Origin of the sequence: Aquimarina litoralis (assembly GCF_039523995.1) — a bacterium.
In the GTDB taxonomy this organism is placed as follows: Bacteria; Bacteroidota; Bacteroidia; order Flavobacteriales; family Flavobacteriaceae; genus Aquimarina; species Aquimarina litoralis.
On the sequence record NZ_BAAAGE010000007.1, the window covers coordinates 1 to 16,278 of the forward strand.

22 protein-coding genes are annotated in these 16,278 nt (G+C 30.2%); all 22 read left to right on the forward strand.

Annotated elements, in window-relative coordinates:
* Positions 1 to 172: 172 nt before the first annotated feature.
* Positions 173 to 667, forward strand: a complete 495-nt coding sequence (locus ABD077_RS23085) for a hypothetical protein (RefSeq protein WP_343914754.1) — start codon at positions 173 to 175, stop codon at positions 665 to 667.
* Positions 668 to 864: 197 nt separating this feature from the next.
* A complete protein-coding gene (locus tag ABD077_RS23090; protein ID WP_343914560.1) occupies positions 865 to 1,626 on the forward strand; it encodes a hypothetical protein in 762 nt (253 codons plus the stop codon).
* An 87-nt stretch (positions 1,627 to 1,713) separates the two neighbouring features.
* On the forward strand, positions 1,714 to 2,616 hold the full coding sequence (locus tag ABD077_RS23095) for an ATP-grasp domain-containing protein (protein ID WP_343914561.1): 903 nt from the start codon (positions 1,714 to 1,716) through the stop codon (positions 2,614 to 2,616).
* 55 nt (positions 2,617 to 2,671) lie between these two features.
* Positions 2,672 to 3,418, forward strand: coding sequence for a DUF4919 domain-containing protein (locus ABD077_RS23100; protein WP_343914562.1), 747 nt, complete (start codon positions 2,672 to 2,674; stop codon positions 3,416 to 3,418).
* Positions 3,419 to 3,520: 102 nt separating this feature from the next.
* Positions 3,521 to 4,291 (forward strand): hypothetical protein, encoded by a 771-nt coding sequence (locus ABD077_RS23105; RefSeq protein ID WP_343914563.1) that lies wholly within the window; start codon positions 3,521 to 3,523, stop codon positions 4,289 to 4,291.
* A gap of 215 nt (positions 4,292 to 4,506) precedes the next feature.
* Complete coding sequence (locus ABD077_RS23110; protein ID WP_343914564.1) at positions 4,507 to 5,112, forward strand: hypothetical protein; 606 nt, start codon at positions 4,507 to 4,509, stop codon at positions 5,110 to 5,112.
* A gap of 196 nt (positions 5,113 to 5,308) precedes the next feature.
* Positions 5,309 to 5,800: a GNAT family N-acetyltransferase gene (locus ABD077_RS23115; RefSeq protein WP_343914565.1), complete on the forward strand. Its 492-nt coding sequence runs from the start codon at positions 5,309 to 5,311 to the stop codon at positions 5,798 to 5,800.
* A 185-nt stretch (positions 5,801 to 5,985) separates the two neighbouring features.
* The gene (locus ABD077_RS23120) at positions 5,986 to 6,936 is read left to right on the forward strand and encodes a hypothetical protein (protein WP_343914566.1); all 951 of its coding nucleotides are present in this window, start codon (positions 5,986 to 5,988) and stop codon (positions 6,934 to 6,936) included.
* Positions 6,937 to 7,020: 84 nt separating this feature from the next.
* Positions 7,021 to 7,368 carry a hypothetical protein gene (locus tag ABD077_RS23125; RefSeq protein WP_343914567.1) on the forward strand — a complete coding sequence of 116 codons (348 nt, stop codon included), beginning with the start codon at positions 7,021 to 7,023 and terminating at the stop codon, positions 7,366 to 7,368.
* Positions 7,369 to 7,643: 275 nt separating this feature from the next.
* Complete coding sequence (locus ABD077_RS23130) at positions 7,644 to 8,000, forward strand: hypothetical protein (protein WP_343914568.1); 357 nt, start codon at positions 7,644 to 7,646, stop codon at positions 7,998 to 8,000.
* A gap of 47 nt (positions 8,001 to 8,047) precedes the next feature.
* Positions 8,048 to 8,524 (forward strand): hypothetical protein, encoded by a 477-nt coding sequence (locus ABD077_RS23135; protein ID WP_343914569.1) that lies wholly within the window; start codon positions 8,048 to 8,050, stop codon positions 8,522 to 8,524.
* 184 nt (positions 8,525 to 8,708) lie between these two features.
* Positions 8,709 to 9,158, forward strand: coding sequence for a hypothetical protein (locus tag ABD077_RS23140; protein ID WP_343914570.1), 450 nt, complete (start codon positions 8,709 to 8,711; stop codon positions 9,156 to 9,158).
* 94 nt (positions 9,159 to 9,252) lie between these two features.
* Positions 9,253 to 9,813, forward strand: a complete 561-nt coding sequence (locus ABD077_RS23145) for a hypothetical protein (protein WP_343914571.1) — start codon at positions 9,253 to 9,255, stop codon at positions 9,811 to 9,813.
* A 70-nt stretch (positions 9,814 to 9,883) separates the two neighbouring features.
* Positions 9,884 to 10,624: a hypothetical protein gene (locus tag ABD077_RS23150; protein WP_343914572.1), complete on the forward strand. Its 741-nt coding sequence runs from the start codon at positions 9,884 to 9,886 to the stop codon at positions 10,622 to 10,624.
* A gap of 75 nt (positions 10,625 to 10,699) precedes the next feature.
* Positions 10,700 to 11,221 carry a hypothetical protein gene (locus ABD077_RS23155; RefSeq protein ID WP_343914573.1) on the forward strand — a complete coding sequence of 174 codons (522 nt, stop codon included), beginning with the start codon at positions 10,700 to 10,702 and terminating at the stop codon, positions 11,219 to 11,221.
* A gap of 54 nt (positions 11,222 to 11,275) precedes the next feature.
* Entirely contained in the window at positions 11,276 to 12,016 is a 741-nt protein-coding gene (locus ABD077_RS23160; RefSeq protein WP_343914575.1) for a lipocalin family protein, read from the forward strand.
* A 105-nt stretch (positions 12,017 to 12,121) separates the two neighbouring features.
* Positions 12,122 to 12,496, forward strand: a complete 375-nt coding sequence (locus tag ABD077_RS23165) for a hypothetical protein (protein WP_343914577.1) — start codon at positions 12,122 to 12,124, stop codon at positions 12,494 to 12,496.
* A 203-nt stretch (positions 12,497 to 12,699) separates the two neighbouring features.
* The gene (locus ABD077_RS23170; protein WP_343914578.1) at positions 12,700 to 13,572 is read left to right on the forward strand and encodes an RNA polymerase sigma factor; all 873 of its coding nucleotides are present in this window, start codon (positions 12,700 to 12,702) and stop codon (positions 13,570 to 13,572) included.
* 117 nt (positions 13,573 to 13,689) lie between these two features.
* On the forward strand, positions 13,690 to 14,193 hold the full coding sequence (locus tag ABD077_RS23175; protein WP_343914579.1) for an SRPBCC family protein: 504 nt from the start codon (positions 13,690 to 13,692) through the stop codon (positions 14,191 to 14,193).
* A gap of 57 nt (positions 14,194 to 14,250) precedes the next feature.
* Positions 14,251 to 14,757 (forward strand): SRPBCC family protein, encoded by a 507-nt coding sequence (locus tag ABD077_RS23180; protein ID WP_343914580.1) that lies wholly within the window; start codon positions 14,251 to 14,253, stop codon positions 14,755 to 14,757.
* Between the two features lie 241 nt (positions 14,758 to 14,998).
* On the forward strand, positions 14,999 to 15,577 hold the full coding sequence (locus ABD077_RS23185; protein WP_343914581.1) for a hypothetical protein: 579 nt from the start codon (positions 14,999 to 15,001) through the stop codon (positions 15,575 to 15,577).
* Between the two features lie 165 nt (positions 15,578 to 15,742).
* The gene (locus ABD077_RS23190) at positions 15,743 to 16,252 is read left to right on the forward strand and encodes a DUF4274 domain-containing protein (protein ID WP_343914582.1); all 510 of its coding nucleotides are present in this window, start codon (positions 15,743 to 15,745) and stop codon (positions 16,250 to 16,252) included.
* Positions 16,253 to 16,278 lie beyond the last annotated feature (26 nt).

Sequence of the window (16,278 nt, forward strand, 5' to 3'; positions counted from 1 at the left end):
ATTGGTTCTTGTATATTTATGAAGGCGCAATGCTTGCAGAATGGAAAAGTTAGCAACCAATGCGCAGAAAAGTTGAAAAGCAAGGTAACATTTTGCTCTGCTACGACACATATATTAAACGTTGTACATAATGTGAGCAACTAACGTGAAAACTGAAAAACAAACGACTGAATTGAAACGTAAAGAAATATTTTGGTTAATTGGGACAGCTATTTTTGCACTGATTTTAAACTTTTGTCTATTTGGTGTTGACGGATTTAAATCTGAATCAGTTACTGACATAAATGTTCACGACACTTATTTTGTGATTGCGGATTTTCACTTTATTATATTGATTTCTGTTTTAATATTTTTTGGAATTTATCTAATTCGTGTCTTAAAACGGAATTTCAAAAACCTATCTGCAAATCTGATTTTAATTATTGCTACAATATTGTTTTCAATTGTTATGGATGGAGTTAGCACAATCGTAGACACATTCGCTCAACTAACTAATGGATGGACTATTTATCCAACTTTAGCTGGTGAAGTAGAACCTAAACCAAAGAATAGTGAAAACAATTTCGGAATCATTTTTAGTATCATATTTGTTTTTCAAATATTACTACTGATTTTATTAGCGTATTGCGGATTTAAAACTGGACTGAATTACAAGCGAATTGAATAATAAAAACTATGCACGATAACAAGATATATGTTCCATAGCAGCAAAGTGATCAATCGAATGGTTGTTGTATTTTTGATAAGGCGCAATGCTTGCAGAAAGTAAAAGTTAGCAACCAATGCGCAAGAAAATCCGAAAAGCAAGGTAACATTTTGCCTTACTACGACACATATATTAAACCTTAGGCACAAGGAGAAAAAATGAGTAACAATATCTCGAAAATTAAAAACGACGTACAAGACAGAAATTCTGAAGCTTGGAAAAAGCTATGTGAATATGTAGATATTGTTGCTAAAGATGGCTCTGATGAATTTTCTCCAAGAGACTATTTAGGAGATGAATTATTTGCACAAATATATACTCTACCTGAAACTATTGGTAAACTAAAAAAAGTGAAGAAAGTTTGGCTTTATGGAAGTAGTCTTAAAAGAATTCCTCCTGAAATTGGACAAATGGAATCATTAGAATATTTTGACCCGTATACTTCATACGACCTAAAGTGGTTTCCATATGAACTTACCAAATGCAAGAATTTAAAGGACTGTAGAATAAGTACAAGAGCACTTTTTGGGAATTTTAAAAATAGAAAACCGTTTCCCAAGCTAGACCATAATCCTGTGAAGTATGAAGGAGAAAAAGTCAAATGTAGTGTTTGTGATAAAAGTATGTCCTATGATGAGACAAATCAACTATGGATAACACTAAGAATTGGAACGGATACTGTTCCCTTACTTACAAACCTTTGTTCAAAAGAGTGTAAAGACAGATTACCATTGCCACCTAAAGGTTATGTCCAAACTCCTCACAAAGGTGGTGCAGAATTAAAGCAGCCCAAATATGAAGAATGGGAAAAAGCCAATGTAGTTAAAATGACAATGGAAGATGTCAAAAAGATGACTCAAGAGAATAAAAATGAAAAGCCAAAACTCTTGAAATTGATAAGAAAGATTTGGGAAAAATAAATAAAAACCAATGCCTAACACTTTGTAAAAATGCATTAAAACTCATTTTACACTAAACGTTATCCGTGCATTCCGAAAAAATAGATAATGAGAATAATATATTGCGATAGTGTATTTGATAATAGAGTAATCGAACCTGATTATGAAGAAGAAAAGAAATCTGCTATTAATGCTGGATTTGATTTTTCCTTAATCAGTTTCGAAGAATTGACGGATGGAAATATTGCAACAGCTTTAAGGTTCGTAAAAGAAGTGGAAAGCAAAGAATTTGGAATATATAGAGGATGGATGCTTACTCCTATCCAATACCAAAATCTTTATAACGGACTTTTAAAAAAGAATATTGAACTAGTAAATTCTCCAACTGAGTATAAGCACTGCCATTACTTACCAGACTCATACAATAGAATAGAATCTAAAACTCCTAGATCTAAATGGACAACAGAATTGACTGATGATTCTATACTTAAATTGACCCAAGAATTTGGAGACAGTCCAATAATAGTGAAAGACTTTGTGAAATCTGAAAAACATAATTGGGAAGAAGCTTGCTTCATTCCAAACGCATCCAATTCTGACAAAGTAAAATCCGTTGTTGACAAATTCATAGAATTGAGAGGAGATTCCTTAAGTGAAGGATTAGTATTTAGACAATTCGAAGAACTTGAGTATTTAACTAAACATTCAAAAAGTGGAATGCCTTTAACTAAAGAGTTTAGAATCTTCTTTGCAAATAAGAAAATAGTTAAAATATTTGACTATTGGGACGAGGGAGAATACGGAGAAGCGAAACCAAAACTTGATGATTTTATTGATATTGCTAAAAACATTGACAGCAAATTCTTCACAATGGATGTTGCTAAAAAGAAGAATGGAGATTGGATTATTATGGAACTTGGAGACGGTCAAGTAGCTGGATTACCAGACAATGCTGATAGAAATGAATTTTATAACAAACTAAAAGAAAACGCACTACAACAATTTGTATAGTGCATTTGCAACCTTCGGGAAGCAAAGGCACCATACAAGGAACGTTAGCAAACATATGAAACAAACATTTTTACTTTTAATAATATTTATTTCTATAAACATTGTATCGGCGCAAAATTTCAATTACCAAACCGATTTTAAAAAATTGGTTGAACAATCAAAGGATATTGAAAGCCCAAATAACTATGAAAAACTAAAAACGGAATTTATAAAAAACGGAGAAAATTTCACTAAGGAAAAAGTTATTGCTTTAATGGCTGGACAAACTGCTTCTAAATATTATGATGCCTACGGACATATTAGTAATGAACGTTCTTATCAAAACGCAGTTAGATTTCCTGCAGATACGACATATAAATATGCTAAATATTATATGGGTGTTAATCCAATAAGTTTATCATTTAATTACGGACTTTGGAAAACTTATGAAAAAGACAAGGATAAAAAGAATGCAGAAAAATTTAAACAAAGGTTTAATCTTTTGGTTGAATCAATTTTGACAACGGGAGATGGTTCTAATGAAAAACCATTTTTCGTTATTTCACCAATTGATGGTCAAGTAATAATCCGACTTTATTACGGAAAAGAAATCGGAATGATGGGTTCGGGAGAAGATACTCACGGGAATTTTGTGGATATTTTAGAAATGGTTGATAAAGAAAATTCAAAAAGTTTAAATTTTGTAATCGACCACGCTATGGGACTATTTAGAAAACAATTAAAAGAAGCGAGTGAAAAAGAAATTGAGGATAAATATGAGATTGACGAAAATGGGAAAATAATCCTCAAAAAGAAAAATTAAAATAAAAAAGCTAATAACATTGTGTATGTTTAATTACGTACAAAGCCTACGCTACAGCATTTAACTAAACATGTACCTAACGTTAGGAGCAATAAGAAAAAAATGAACAAAAATAAATCAATAAAAGAAAACTTAGAATTTCATTTAAATAACTCAATTAAACTTTTTAAAAATCAATTTTCTTTTAAAAATATTGTTCAAGAAGAGTTAAAAAATTTTAACAATATTCAATGGTTACCAAGTCCAGGAATTGATATTGAAAATTTAAAAAAAAGTAGCAAAAATGAATTAAAAACTTTGTTGAATGACAAACTTTTACATTCCAGAATTAAATGTGTTATTACTGAACTAGAAGGATTAAACAAAAAAATAATTCAAGAAAACACAGAATATCAATTAATAGAAAACCTCAATAATATTGCTCAAAATATTCCAGAAAAAAGAAATGATTTCAAACTGAATTTGCTTTTTTTAGAGCATAATTATGCCCCGGAACCTTATTTCTGTGGTTTTGATGACAAAAACTATAAACACAAGCTACTATCTGGTCGAGAATTCCTAAAGTATGATTATAAAAAAGAGTTATTTAATGGAGCAGGAAGGTTTGATTATGTGACTTTTCTCAATCCATATTTGAAATTAATTGAAGAATTAGGAGAAGAAAAAGTTGATAGAATTAATGAAGCTTTGAGTGGCGGAATGTATTTAGAAGAAATCAAAAAATTATTTTTATTAAATGGGTATTTAGAAACTCACTTATGCTTTGATAGAATTAATAAAAAAATCAGAGAAATTAATATCCCTATGAGAGAGGAAGTATATATTTTTGGTAATGAGCACGATTGTGAACAGATTAATATTTACGTACTATAAACAACTGCCGCTAACATAGGATATGATTAATACGGGTTTGAGCATTTAATCAAAAGTTAGTGTATTTTTATAAAGTCCACCAAATCTTTTTGATTTAGCTTTAAAACAGAAAGGATAAAACAAAATAAAAAGTTTTGGCTAATCGCTTAATCTAAAGTTCACTACTTTTAATTCCCGCACTAACCATAGTCGAACCGTTAGGCAATATTTAAAAAATGAAACACTCAATTTTATTACTTTTATTTATAATAACTTTTTCTTGTAAGTCTGATTCTTCAAATGTTATTCTAGAATATAGTATAGAAGAACAGAATTTTACAATCGAAATACCTACTAATTTTAAAGAAGCTGATTCTCAGTATGTAAAAGAATTTTATAAAGATGGAATAAACATTTTTAAAGAATATGGCTATACTGCTCTTTCCAATCAAAAGTCAATTTTCTTTTTTACAAATAATGAATTTACTCTACTTAAAGGAAAAACTTATAGTTTGAATCAATATGTAACTAATAATTATGAAAATCAATGGACAAGAATGAAAGGTATCCTTTTCGACTTGAAGCAAAAAATGGTGAATTCAATGGAAAGTGCTACGCTTGATAGTATATCTAGAATAGAAAAAATTAACGGAACTAAATTTTATGTCTTTGAAACTAATGTCCAACTATTAGATTTAAATAAAAAGAATACAAATCTCAAATCTTTAAGATATAGTACTTTAATTAATAATACTGACTTTGTGATCGATGCTGATTATCTTAACCGAATCGATGAAAAGGAAATCCTGAACTCAATAAAAAGTATAAAAATAAAAAAGTAAAACATTACCCAACAATATATACGATCATAGCAGCAAAGTGATCAATCGAATGGTTATTGTATATTTATGAAGGCTCAATGCTTGCAGAATTTTAAAGTCGGCAACCAATGCGCAAGAAAAACCGAAAAACAGGGTAACATTTTGCCCTGCTACGACGCATATATTAAACGTTAACTGTAAGCAAAAAAACTGAAGATTGAAATTAAGAACAGCAACAATCCGAGACCTTCATTTGGTTAAATATTGGGACACCAAACAGCACGTAATTGACTGTGACCCTGATGAAGATTGGGATTGGAAAAAAGAACTTAACCGAAATCCAAAATGGAGGGAACAACTAATAGCAGAACTGAACGGAGAGCCAATTGGATTTATACAAATAATCGATCCGTTACTAGAAGAAACTCAATACTGGGGGAATGTTGACCCAAATAAAAGAGCCATAGATATTTGGATTGGAGAAGAACGGAATCTTAATAAAGGATACGGAACAAAAATGATGGAACTTGCAATTCAAAGATGTTTTAGGGACGAATCCGTAGATGGAATTTTGATTGACCCGCTTAAATCAAATATCAAGGCTCAACGATTTTATGAAAGGCTTGGATTTGAATTTATTGAAGAAAAGAAGTTTGATGGGGCATCATGTGTAGTTTATGAATTAAAAAGAAAAAAAGCCAGCCGGTAACACCATATACGATACCACAGCCACTAAGTAATCAATCGAGAGGTTATTGTATATTGATAAAGGCACAATGCTTGATGAGAGAAAAAGCTAGTAATCACTGCTCAGAAAAATTATAAAAGAGGGTGATATTTTTACCTAGCTATGACATACATATTAAACTTGATGATTCATTAAAACACAATCCAATGAAGAACAAAATTTCAAAATTAGACAATCCTTGTGATGAAAAGTGGGAAAATATGAAACCTAACGAAGGAGGCAGTTATTGTGATTTGTGTTCAAAGAATGTTATTGACTTTACAAAACTAAATCAAGTTGAGATTTCGGAGATAATGAAAAAATCCGGAAATAGAATTTGTGCAAGATTAACATATTCTCAATTGAATTCACCATTATTAAATTTGGATAATAATTTAAATTTAAATTTAAATTTTCCAACATCTAAATTAGCCGCAAGTTTAATACTTACAACTTCATTAACAATAGGACAAACTTTACACGCTAAAAATCAAAATATAAAAACTGAATTTGTTCAAAGTTCAAACTCAATAGTGAATTCAAAAGAGAAAAAGTCTCCTTCTAAACCCAGTGAACCAAAATCCGATGATATAATTATATTTAAGGGAAAGATAATTTCTAAGGATTTAAAAAAACCGGTTGAAAATGCAAAAATTACTCTTGTAACTTTACAAAAAATATTGAATGTATATACTTCAATAGACGGAACGTTTTCAATTGAAATACCAATTGGTTTAGTTGATGATGATAATGTAATAAGGGTTTCATATTATGATGTTAAGGAAACCAGAGGAAACAAAATGTTTTTTGGATATGAAACAATGGATTACGTATTATCCAAAAAGGAATTAAAAACTAACTTTTCAATAGAAGCCAAACCTGAAGTCTTATATCTTGGAGGGATTGGAGCCTACCATGAAAAAAGAAAACCGATTGTATTAAGTAATGGAGCTGAAATTAAATATCGGGAGTTTGTTAAAGCTCAAATGGGAGAAAAAAGTAGTTGCAGTCTTAAAAATAAAGACTTTTTGTATTTCGATTCTGAATTTGCAATGGCGATTTATGGAAAAAAAGCAAAAGATGGACTTTATATATTAACCGATAAAACAGAAAAATAAAAACTAAATACCAACAATTTGTATAGAGCATTTGCACCCTTCGGCAGGCAGACGCAACATACAAGGAACGTTATAGTTAATTAAATGATGACTTTAGAAGAATTAAGATCAAATATAAAATGGTGGGAATCCAAAAGATGGATATATAATGTTTTAGTTGGACTATTTGGAATAGTAGCTATTTTCAATGCTCTAGCCGAAAGCCCTTATCACTGGACTTTAGACGATACATTAGGAGTTATTATCTGGGGAATTGGAGCGAATATATTTTATTCTTTGGGGACTTTAGTGGAATTGTTTGATTGGTATTATTTGAACAATAGAATTGGAATCAAAAAATTTAGACTATCCTTTCTTATTACCGGGACATTTTTAAGTTGTACCTATACCTTCTGGTGTGTTTTAGTTTACTTTATTGGTTCTGTATGGTAATAAAAAATAACCACAACAAAATATATATGATCATAGCCTCAAAGTAATCAATCTTTTGGTTGGTTTATATCTATGTAGGCGCAATGCTTGCAGAATAGCAAAGCTTACTACCAACAAGGTGTATCAGTAATAGCGGTTTAGGTATAATCCTAAACCGTTTTTTCATTTAATTAAGTTATCTTGTAATCTGAAAAGTAGTTGCTTAAATTCCTTAATAAACCATATACAGAACGTCAATACACATCTTACACAGAAAACAATTAAAATAAAAAATAATGAAAACAATAATTCTTGTAATCTCCTTAGTCTTTGCCGTACAGCTTGAGGTGATAGCACAAACAGAATTCGTATTAGAACCGTCTCAGAGTATGATAATGACTGGTAAAGGGCCTGGTCAGGATGGAACAATCAATCCTTATATTGGACAAGACTTCATAGCAATAGTTAAAAATATAGGAAAAAGAAAATTTTCTATCAGAGTGCAAGAAAATGGAAAGATTATTGAAGAAATTCCTATTCTAAAGGGTGATATAAAAAAAGTAAAGCTTTTGAAAGGTTATGAACTTTACTTAGATCCAAACCCAAAAGGAATAGCAAAAGCGAGCGTTGATTATGAAAAAATGGACGAATAAAAAACGTCTACTAACAAGGCACTTCGTTTAGCAACAAAAAAATCTTAATGGCAGTTTGGATGCAAATAATAGGTTTTCGTGAATCTAATTCTCTTGAAAAAGAAAAAGAACTGATCTCAAATATCTTAAATTCTGAAAATCTAAATTGGAGTATAAAAAAGAGAAAAAATCTAGAGTTCTTTGAATTTACCTTCATTGATCAACAGTTAAAAATATACTGTGATAATCCAAATTTCATAGAGTTTTCAGGGACATCAAGTATTTTTACAGCCTGGTATAAATTCGTAGATACAGAAAATACGGAATTGACAAATAAGGTTAAAAAAGTATTCTCTCAAATAGCCAATAAACGCGGAATTCAAAAACTATACTATTTCTCAGAATGGTTCTTCTCTTTAGATCAGATCAGATTGGAAGAGGAAAATTTTGAACAATTAATAGAACGGATTAAAAATTATCCTGATTTAAAAAAAACGGAATTACTTGGACTGGAAGCGAACGAATATTATATGGAAAAAATATAACGTAGCTAATACAATATAAGATCTTATAGCAGCCAAGTAATTAATCAAAAGTTAGTGTATTTTTATAAGGGATCAATGCTTGCAGAAAATAAAAGTTAGCAACCAATGCGCAGAAAAATCAAAAAACAGGGTAACAATTTGCGCTGCTACGATACATATATAAAAGACTAACTTCAATTAATAAATGAATATACTAAGTAATATATTTAATCTGAATAAAATTGATTGTCCAAGATGTCTGGGAAAAGGGCATGTGGATTTAAATGACATCAAAAGGTTAAATAAAGAACTTAAATGGGGACCAGGAGAATGTGCATATTGCAACGGGAAAGGGAAAATAAATCCTAAAATTCAAAACAAGATACCTGTTGATATGACCTATTTAACAACAGATCTAAGTAAACAGGAAAGGAAAAAACTAATTAACAATGATAAACAGGCATTAATTAAAGGCCTTGTCTCTGAAAAAAAAGCGGATGATCTTATAAAACAAGTAGAATTTCTTCATTTTGAAGGAAAACTAAACCCCGACAAAATAGTTGAATTATTTTTAATTCCTCAAAATGAAATATCATCTACTGAAAAACAAGAATTACTCGATTATATAGTAAGAATAATTGAACACAAAAAATAAAAATCCACAGATAAATAGATAGGCTCAAGCTGGTTTGCCTTACTTAGAATCATATATAAAATGTTAGTATACGTTGTAAATAAAACTTAGAGGAATGATAAAATTTGGTAAATCTGTTATATTCAAAATTATATATGTATTAGTTGGTTATGTAATATTATTTCAATTTAAAAACTTTGAATTGGCTTTAATTTTGATATTCCTACCATACCTAATTTCTTCTATTTTATCTTATCAAAAATTTGAAAAAAGTATTGATAACGAAAACCATATTATGTTATCCAAAAGTAATTTTGACTACTGGAATTTCGGTTTTGTTGCTTTAATAGTGATCTTTTGTATATCTGACTTGAATACTTATACCGCCATATTACTAATATTATCATTGATTTATTTGTTTTTCGAATATACCGTATCTAAGCGAAGAATAATATTTATTGACAAAAATGGAATTGACGAATTTGGAAAAGATAAACACAGAGAAATGAACGAAATTACATCACTTGAAATTTATCCAAATAACGTTGAATTTCGGTTTAATGAATATGAAATCCTTCAAATTAACCAAAATGAATTAGTTCGACCAAATTGGGATGACTTTGTAATAAGAATAACGGAATTAAAAACGTATGCTAACAAGATGCATAAATCGTAGTGGCTTCACCACTATTATCCATGTATACAACGTTACCATTAATAATTAGCAAAACATAGAAATTTAAAATATGAACCTAAACTTAAAAAACATTGCTGTTGCTTTATTAACATTTGCTTTCCTTTCTTGTGATAGCAATGACCTTTCTGATACTGAAGAAAATCAAAGTGAGCCTATTTTATTAAAACATTATTATTTTGAAGGTAAACTTGATAATGAACCTTTCTTGATAGAAAAAAAAATATACGATAAATTTCATTCTGACAACAAACCCTTTAATATTGATTATGGAGGAACTCTTATTAATTGCAGTGAAACGACTGATAATGGAGTGCCATCTAATTGTTATACTATATATGGAAGTGGTATAATTATTTATGAATCAATTCACCCTAGTGAAATTGGAAAACACAATACAGCAAAAGCCTACTTCGGAAGAATCAATGTTGAGAAAAGAGAATTTAGTTCAGAATTAGAAGCTCTAAGAGAGTTTTTAATGAATAAAGACCTGAAATTCCGAAGAGACTTTGGAAATCCTTTACAAAATGGTGATTTTGCTTTTGACTTTTTCCCTTCTGGTACTAACGACACTTATTATTCAACAAGATTTAACGATAATAGCGAATTTTTAGCGCAAATAACTAATATTACAGAAGATTCTGATAATAATTTCATTGAAATAGAAGGTATAGTGGAAAAATGTAAACTTTATGATCTTAAAGAAAGAGATACCTATAAGCTGCTAACCGATTTTAAATTCCGCATCCAAATCAATTCTGGATTTAATTTCAATAACTATAACGATAATTGAATAAACTAATGCGAAAACATGTAAAAATGCATCAAAAACGCAACATACATTAAACGTTAGTATGTATTTAAAAAAATGAAGTATTTATTATTTGTAGTGTTTTTGAGTTTTATAAACCTTGCGCCATATCAGAAAAATGAGGCTCAAAAAAGTCTATCAGATTTTAAAAGTATGGGATATTCAGTTTACATAACAAGATCGGAAGAAAAAGAACCTATTCAGAAAGAAGAATGGCTAAGTTATGCAAAAAATGATCCTCAGATAAAAATAGTAAACGGAGATATTGAAGTTACTAATCCCCAAACAGGAAAGAAATTTACCTATCACGCAGATAATGTAACATATTATCTTTATAAATCTGGTGAAGTAACTTTTACTTATGGAAATGGACACATAACTGTTAAAAATCCCAATGATGAAATTATATTCAAAATGTTATCCATAGCTAAGAAATTAGATGCAATAGTAATTGGTGATGGAGGGGTATTATTTGACTATTCTTATTTCGCAACAAAATTAAAAGATGAAGAATCAAATGAGAATAGTGAAAAAGAAAATCCTAAAAAGAAAAAGTCGAAATGGAAACTTTGGAAATAAAACAAACACCTGCTAACATTATATAAAATTTTACACCAAATCTTGATAAACAAAATGAAAAAAGGATTATTAATTTTAACGCTACTACTAATTACTTCATTTTCCTTTGCACAAAAGGACTTTTTAGCTGGAAAATGGAAATATGAAAAAATCTCCGACCATATAAAAATAGATGAACAGGGACTTAAAATGGCTAATGATTTTTTTAAGGACATGACTCTTTCATTTGACCAAAATAATTATACCCAATTTGCAATGGGCAAATCCGAAAGTGGAACCTGGTCTTTAATTAACGAAAGCACATATGAATTTAATTCGTCAAAAGGTTATAAATATGAAGTTATAATCAAAAAAATTAGTGAAAATCAAATCATATTCAAACAGAAAAATAGAGAATGGCAATTAATAAAATCTGACCAAAAGGCGACTATCAAGATTCAACAAAATTCACTAGACAAAATTGAAGGCCTAGAAATAATCGCGGAAGATCTATTTGGAAAATGGTTTTATAATGGACGAATAAAAGATGGGAAAGAGAGTGGATTAATACTTAAACACAATAAAGAAGAGGTAGTTAATTATGAATTCAAAAAAGATGGAATGTTCATAAACAATGCCCCACTTGATATAGAATTAATTGGTATTTGGAGAATTGAAAAAGATAGAAAGACTCTTGTCATTGAAAGTGAAAACAAAACTGAATTCATAAAAATTGTAAAACTTGATGGTCAAGAACTTCATCTTTACAATCCTAAAAATGAATCTATTTTGAAATTCAAAAAAAATGAAAAGTAGGTGTAACTGTATGTTTATTGTATTTGCTTCCTAAAGGAAGCAAATACAATAAACAAGAAACGTTGCCAAACATTTAGAATAAAGCTCCCGAACATTAATAAAATTATGGATGAACAAAAAAAAATTGAAAAAACATTAAGCCGAATATTGATTTGGTTACCTTCATTGGTAATAACACTTTTTTATATTCAAAATGCTTTAGACAAATTGATTCATCACAACCAAACTGGAAAAGTAGTAGAAAGTAGTGCTGTTATGATTACTGCTGGAGTTTTTATTTTAATCGGAATAGCTCTTTTCTTATACAATAAAACGATACTGATTGGAACATCAATGTTAGTTCTATATATGACTTTTATCGTCCTAATTCATATATATAAGGGAAAACCAGCAGAAATTGTAATTTTAATTCTAATAGCAACCGTATTCGCATCATATATCAGAAAACCGAAATTATTCTTAGGAGCAATTAACTCGTGAAATTGAACAGAATTACAATATGAAAACTGAATATACATCAGACTAAAAACCAAAAAATACAGAAAACGGTGATGGAAATAAAAACTTAGCCTAACACTATGAATGTATACAAAGCGTACATTATACATTACCTTTAAGCACAACCTTTAAACGAACTTTGTAACACCTATTCAATTCTTGTATCTAACAAGAAAAAGAATCGTATGAATCAACTGGGAGATACATATTCAGAGAAAAAAAATATAGAACTATTGAAATCCTCTTTGGATGGTAACAAAGATGCATTGAATCAGCTCATAAAAATCCATAGACCATATATTTTCAATGTGGCTTGGAAATTTACTTTTGACCCACAAGACGCAGAAGATTTAACTCAAGAAGCACTTATTAAGGTAATCACCAAACTATCACAATTTAAATTCGAAAGCCAATTTAGAACTTGGCTCTATCGCATTGTATTTAACGAATTTTTGTTATCCAAAAGACGAAAAGGAGAGAAACAATTCACGGATTTTGAAAATCAAGGAAAACGACTTGACTCTATTGAAAATGCGACCGTGGACGAAAGTGAAGAAAAGGAATACGAGGAATTGGCAAAGGAACTCAGATATCGTTGTCTATCAGGTATGATAATGTGTCTTACCAGGGAGCAAAGACTTTTATTTATTGTAGGAGAAACGTTCGGAGTCGACCACAATTTAGGCTCTGAAATATTCGGAATGACAAAAGCTAACTATAGAGTAAAGCTTCACAGAGCAAGAAAGGAGTTAATTAACTTTATGCAACAAAAATGCGGACTGATGAACCCCAAAAACCCTTGCAGATGTGGAAAAAAGGCAAAAACTATGCACAAAAATGGTTATCTCACTGAAGACCAACAATTTTTCAATGTAGGTTACAAAACCAAAGTAGCGGACTATGCTTTTCAGAACAGTGAATTGGTTGCTGATATTGTAGATAAAAAGCATTTAGAGTTACTTAGAGATATTCCTGCGAAAGATGATTTTTCAAAAGAAACTATTGTTGAAGAAATTATTGGAAATAATGGATTATTAGATTTTTTTGAGCTAAACTAGTACTGATCCATACGTATATAAAGTCCGTGATTTTGATAATCACGGGCTTTATATTTTCCGTTTTGTAACACCTTAGCACATTCTGTATCAAAAGGATGAATTAAAAATTTAAACAAAATGGAAATAAAAAAAGAAATCGTAATCAATCGTCCTGTCCAAGAGGTATGGGAAGTGCTGGGGAATCAGTTTACAACTGCCTACAAATGGGCAAGAGGATTGACTCATTCAGAAGGTTTTGGAAAACCAAAATTTGATGGAGCAGAATGCAGCAACAGAACCTGTGAAGTTCCTGGCTTTGGAACAATCCAGGAAGACATCAAGAAATTCGACTCAAAAAATTATGTGTTGACGTATGAAGTTGTGAAAGGATTCCCAGGTTTTATCACTTCTGCTGTTAATACATGGACTTTAGAAAGAAAGGGAAGCAATACACTTGTACACATGCACATGAAAATGCAAACCAAAGGTTTTAAAGGTGCCATTATGGGGCCAATGATGAAAATGCAACTCAACAAAACGGTAGCAGGAGTTATTGAAGACCTAAAAGTATTTGTCGAAACAGGTAAACCAAGCGATTATAAACAAAAGGAATTGGCAAAAAACAGAAAGAACGTAGCTTAATTCTGTAACACATTAATTAATACTGTATCAAAAGGTAAATTATAAAAATCATTAACAATGAAAATTAAAAATCTATTATTAAGCACATTAGTTCTTCTATTAAGTGCAAATTTGGCTTCTGCTCAAAGTATGGGAGAGCCAAAAGTTCAATTCAGTAAAATAATAAACAAGTCTGCAGATAAGTTTTGGAAGACAGTTAGGCAAATGGATAAAATTGACAAATACTCTTCAAATATTGCAAGAGTTGAATGGACAGGAAATATGGGAAAAGGAGGTCAAAGAGTATGTTATACACCCGATGGTAAAGGTTACTTTAAAGAAAAGATTCTAGCTTATAACGAATCGGCAAAAAGTTTTTCATATTCTTTATTAGAAGGAGCACCTGTAAAAGGAATGGTCAACACTATAAAAGTAGTTGATCTAGGTAACGGCAAATGTGTATTTGTATTTTGGTCTGATTATGAACAGTTTATTGAAAACCCACAAATGAAACAGGAGCAATTCCATGCATTCATGACCAGTTCGCTAGAAGAAATGACAAAAAAAATGGCTAAAGACTCATAAAAGGCAGTGCCTAACAATGTGCATAAGTAATAACGGTTTGAGTGAGAACTCGAACCGTTTTTGCGTTTTTATAAGTATCTTGTTATCCGACAACTTAGTGGCGTGAAACCCACTATTGCAAGTAACGTTGTAACTCATTAAATAACAATCCAGTAGTAATATACGACGATTCGGAAGAAAAACATAATTAGACTCAATAAGTTATTGGAATTTGCAACTGTCTAATTATATAAAACAAATTATGAAACCAAAAACTCTGTGTCTAGTTGGATTACTTTTTTTCGTTACTAGTTACGTATTTTTTTCTCAAGGTTCGTTGAGTGAACAAAAACATATTGATCTAGCTCACTGGTTTAATTTAATTGGAGCTATACTATTAATCAATTTTAATAACGTATTTCCAAAGAATAGATTAAATTCCATAGCATCAGTTTTGACATCAATAGGAGTTATTGCTCACATTGGACTTTGTACAATTGATTTCATTATGTGGAGCTTCGGAAATGATCATGTCGGAAGGAATGAATTAAGAGAACAAATTAACAATACACCACTAATTCTATATCCATTTGTGATTATCGGACCATCTTTACTTTTTGTTGGGCTAGCAACACACGCTTTGAATTTTATCAAAATAAATACGATTGCTTCTCTTATGGTTATAATTGGTGGACCATTTGTTGGACTCTCCTATTTTATTTGGAATAATGGAATTTTAATGTTAGTCAGTTGTATTATTTTCTCATCTGGATTAGGGATACTTCTATACAGAGATGAAATACAAAATGTAAAGAATAAAGCGTTACAACAAAATATATGATGTCATAGCAACTAAGTTATCAATCAAAAGATTAGTGTATTTTTGGTAAGACACAATGCTTGAGGAAAATTACGATTAGCAGTCAATACGCGGAAAAAACCAAAAGCAAGGTAACATTTTGCGTTACTACGACATATTAAACATTACCTCAATCAAGAAAACCATATGAAAATAAGTCAAGAGGAATATGATGCTTTAGAAAGTGAAATTATTTTGGAATTTGCAGCCAAACAATCACAAGAAGTTCTTTATCAGATGATAATGGAATGGAATTGGGATTCCTCAGATAGTTTTCTAAATTGGTTGGTGGATAATCCTCTCACCGACAAATCAACGATTTTGATGATTTACTGGAAGTCTGCTCCGAGATATTTTAAACAATTCCAGAACAGAAATGAAGTATTGAAAAAACAGGCCTATTCCATTAACGACTTTGATTTTGTTGAAAAAGTAGAAAAGAACTACCTTAATGACTTTTACAATTCAAGTATTTTTGAATTTGAACCAAGTTTTTGGGCAGATGAATATGCTGAAATTAAATTAGTTAAACCGATTCCTGAAATTATGTTTAAAAAGATACATGGAAAAATAGTTGAGCATCCGTCTAATTTTACAGAAGGTTGTCCACCCGAATTAGATACTTTACTTGAGGAACTTTATGAAAAAAATCATTGAATATAAACAAAGAGCAGTATAAAACT

Excerpts from the sequence above, each read along its gene's own strand:
- ABD077_RS23090 (WP_343914560.1), top strand. The coding sequence starts at position 865 with ATGAGTAACAATATCTCGAAAATTAAAAACGACGTACAAGACAGAAAT.
- ABD077_RS23095 (WP_343914561.1), top strand. The coding sequence starts at position 1,714 with ATGAGAATAATATATTGCGATAGTGTATTTGATAATAGAGTAATCGAA.
- ABD077_RS23100 (WP_343914562.1), top strand. The coding sequence starts at position 2,672 with ATGAAACAAACATTTTTACTTTTAATAATATTTATTTCTATAAACATT.
- ABD077_RS23105 (WP_343914563.1), top strand. The coding sequence starts at position 3,521 with ATGAACAAAAATAAATCAATAAAAGAAAACTTAGAATTTCATTTAAAT.
- ABD077_RS23110 (WP_343914564.1), top strand. The coding sequence starts at position 4,507 with ATGAAACACTCAATTTTATTACTTTTATTTATAATAACTTTTTCTTGT.
- ABD077_RS23120 (WP_343914566.1), top strand. The coding sequence starts at position 5,986 with ATGAAGAACAAAATTTCAAAATTAGACAATCCTTGTGATGAAAAGTGG.
- ABD077_RS23125 (WP_343914567.1), top strand. The coding sequence starts at position 7,021 with ATGATGACTTTAGAAGAATTAAGATCAAATATAAAATGGTGGGAATCC.
- ABD077_RS23130 (WP_343914568.1), top strand. The coding sequence starts at position 7,644 with ATGAAAACAATAATTCTTGTAATCTCCTTAGTCTTTGCCGTACAGCTT.
- ABD077_RS23135 (WP_343914569.1), top strand. The coding sequence starts at position 8,048 with ATGGCAGTTTGGATGCAAATAATAGGTTTTCGTGAATCTAATTCTCTT.
- ABD077_RS23140 (WP_343914570.1), top strand. The coding sequence starts at position 8,709 with ATGAATATACTAAGTAATATATTTAATCTGAATAAAATTGATTGTCCA.
- ABD077_RS23145 (WP_343914571.1), top strand. The coding sequence starts at position 9,253 with ATGATAAAATTTGGTAAATCTGTTATATTCAAAATTATATATGTATTA.
- ABD077_RS23150 (WP_343914572.1), top strand. The coding sequence starts at position 9,884 with ATGAACCTAAACTTAAAAAACATTGCTGTTGCTTTATTAACATTTGCT.
- ABD077_RS23155 (WP_343914573.1), top strand. The coding sequence starts at position 10,700 with ATGAAGTATTTATTATTTGTAGTGTTTTTGAGTTTTATAAACCTTGCG.
- ABD077_RS23160 (WP_343914575.1), top strand. The coding sequence starts at position 11,276 with ATGAAAAAAGGATTATTAATTTTAACGCTACTACTAATTACTTCATTT.
- ABD077_RS23165 (WP_343914577.1), top strand. The coding sequence starts at position 12,122 with ATGGATGAACAAAAAAAAATTGAAAAAACATTAAGCCGAATATTGATT.
- ABD077_RS23170 (WP_343914578.1), top strand. The coding sequence starts at position 12,700 with ATGAATCAACTGGGAGATACATATTCAGAGAAAAAAAATATAGAACTA.
- ABD077_RS23175 (WP_343914579.1), top strand. The coding sequence starts at position 13,690 with ATGGAAATAAAAAAAGAAATCGTAATCAATCGTCCTGTCCAAGAGGTA.
- ABD077_RS23180 (WP_343914580.1), top strand. The coding sequence starts at position 14,251 with ATGAAAATTAAAAATCTATTATTAAGCACATTAGTTCTTCTATTAAGT.
- ABD077_RS23185 (WP_343914581.1), top strand. The coding sequence starts at position 14,999 with ATGAAACCAAAAACTCTGTGTCTAGTTGGATTACTTTTTTTCGTTACT.
- ABD077_RS23190 (WP_343914582.1), top strand. The coding sequence starts at position 15,743 with ATGAAAATAAGTCAAGAGGAATATGATGCTTTAGAAAGTGAAATTATT.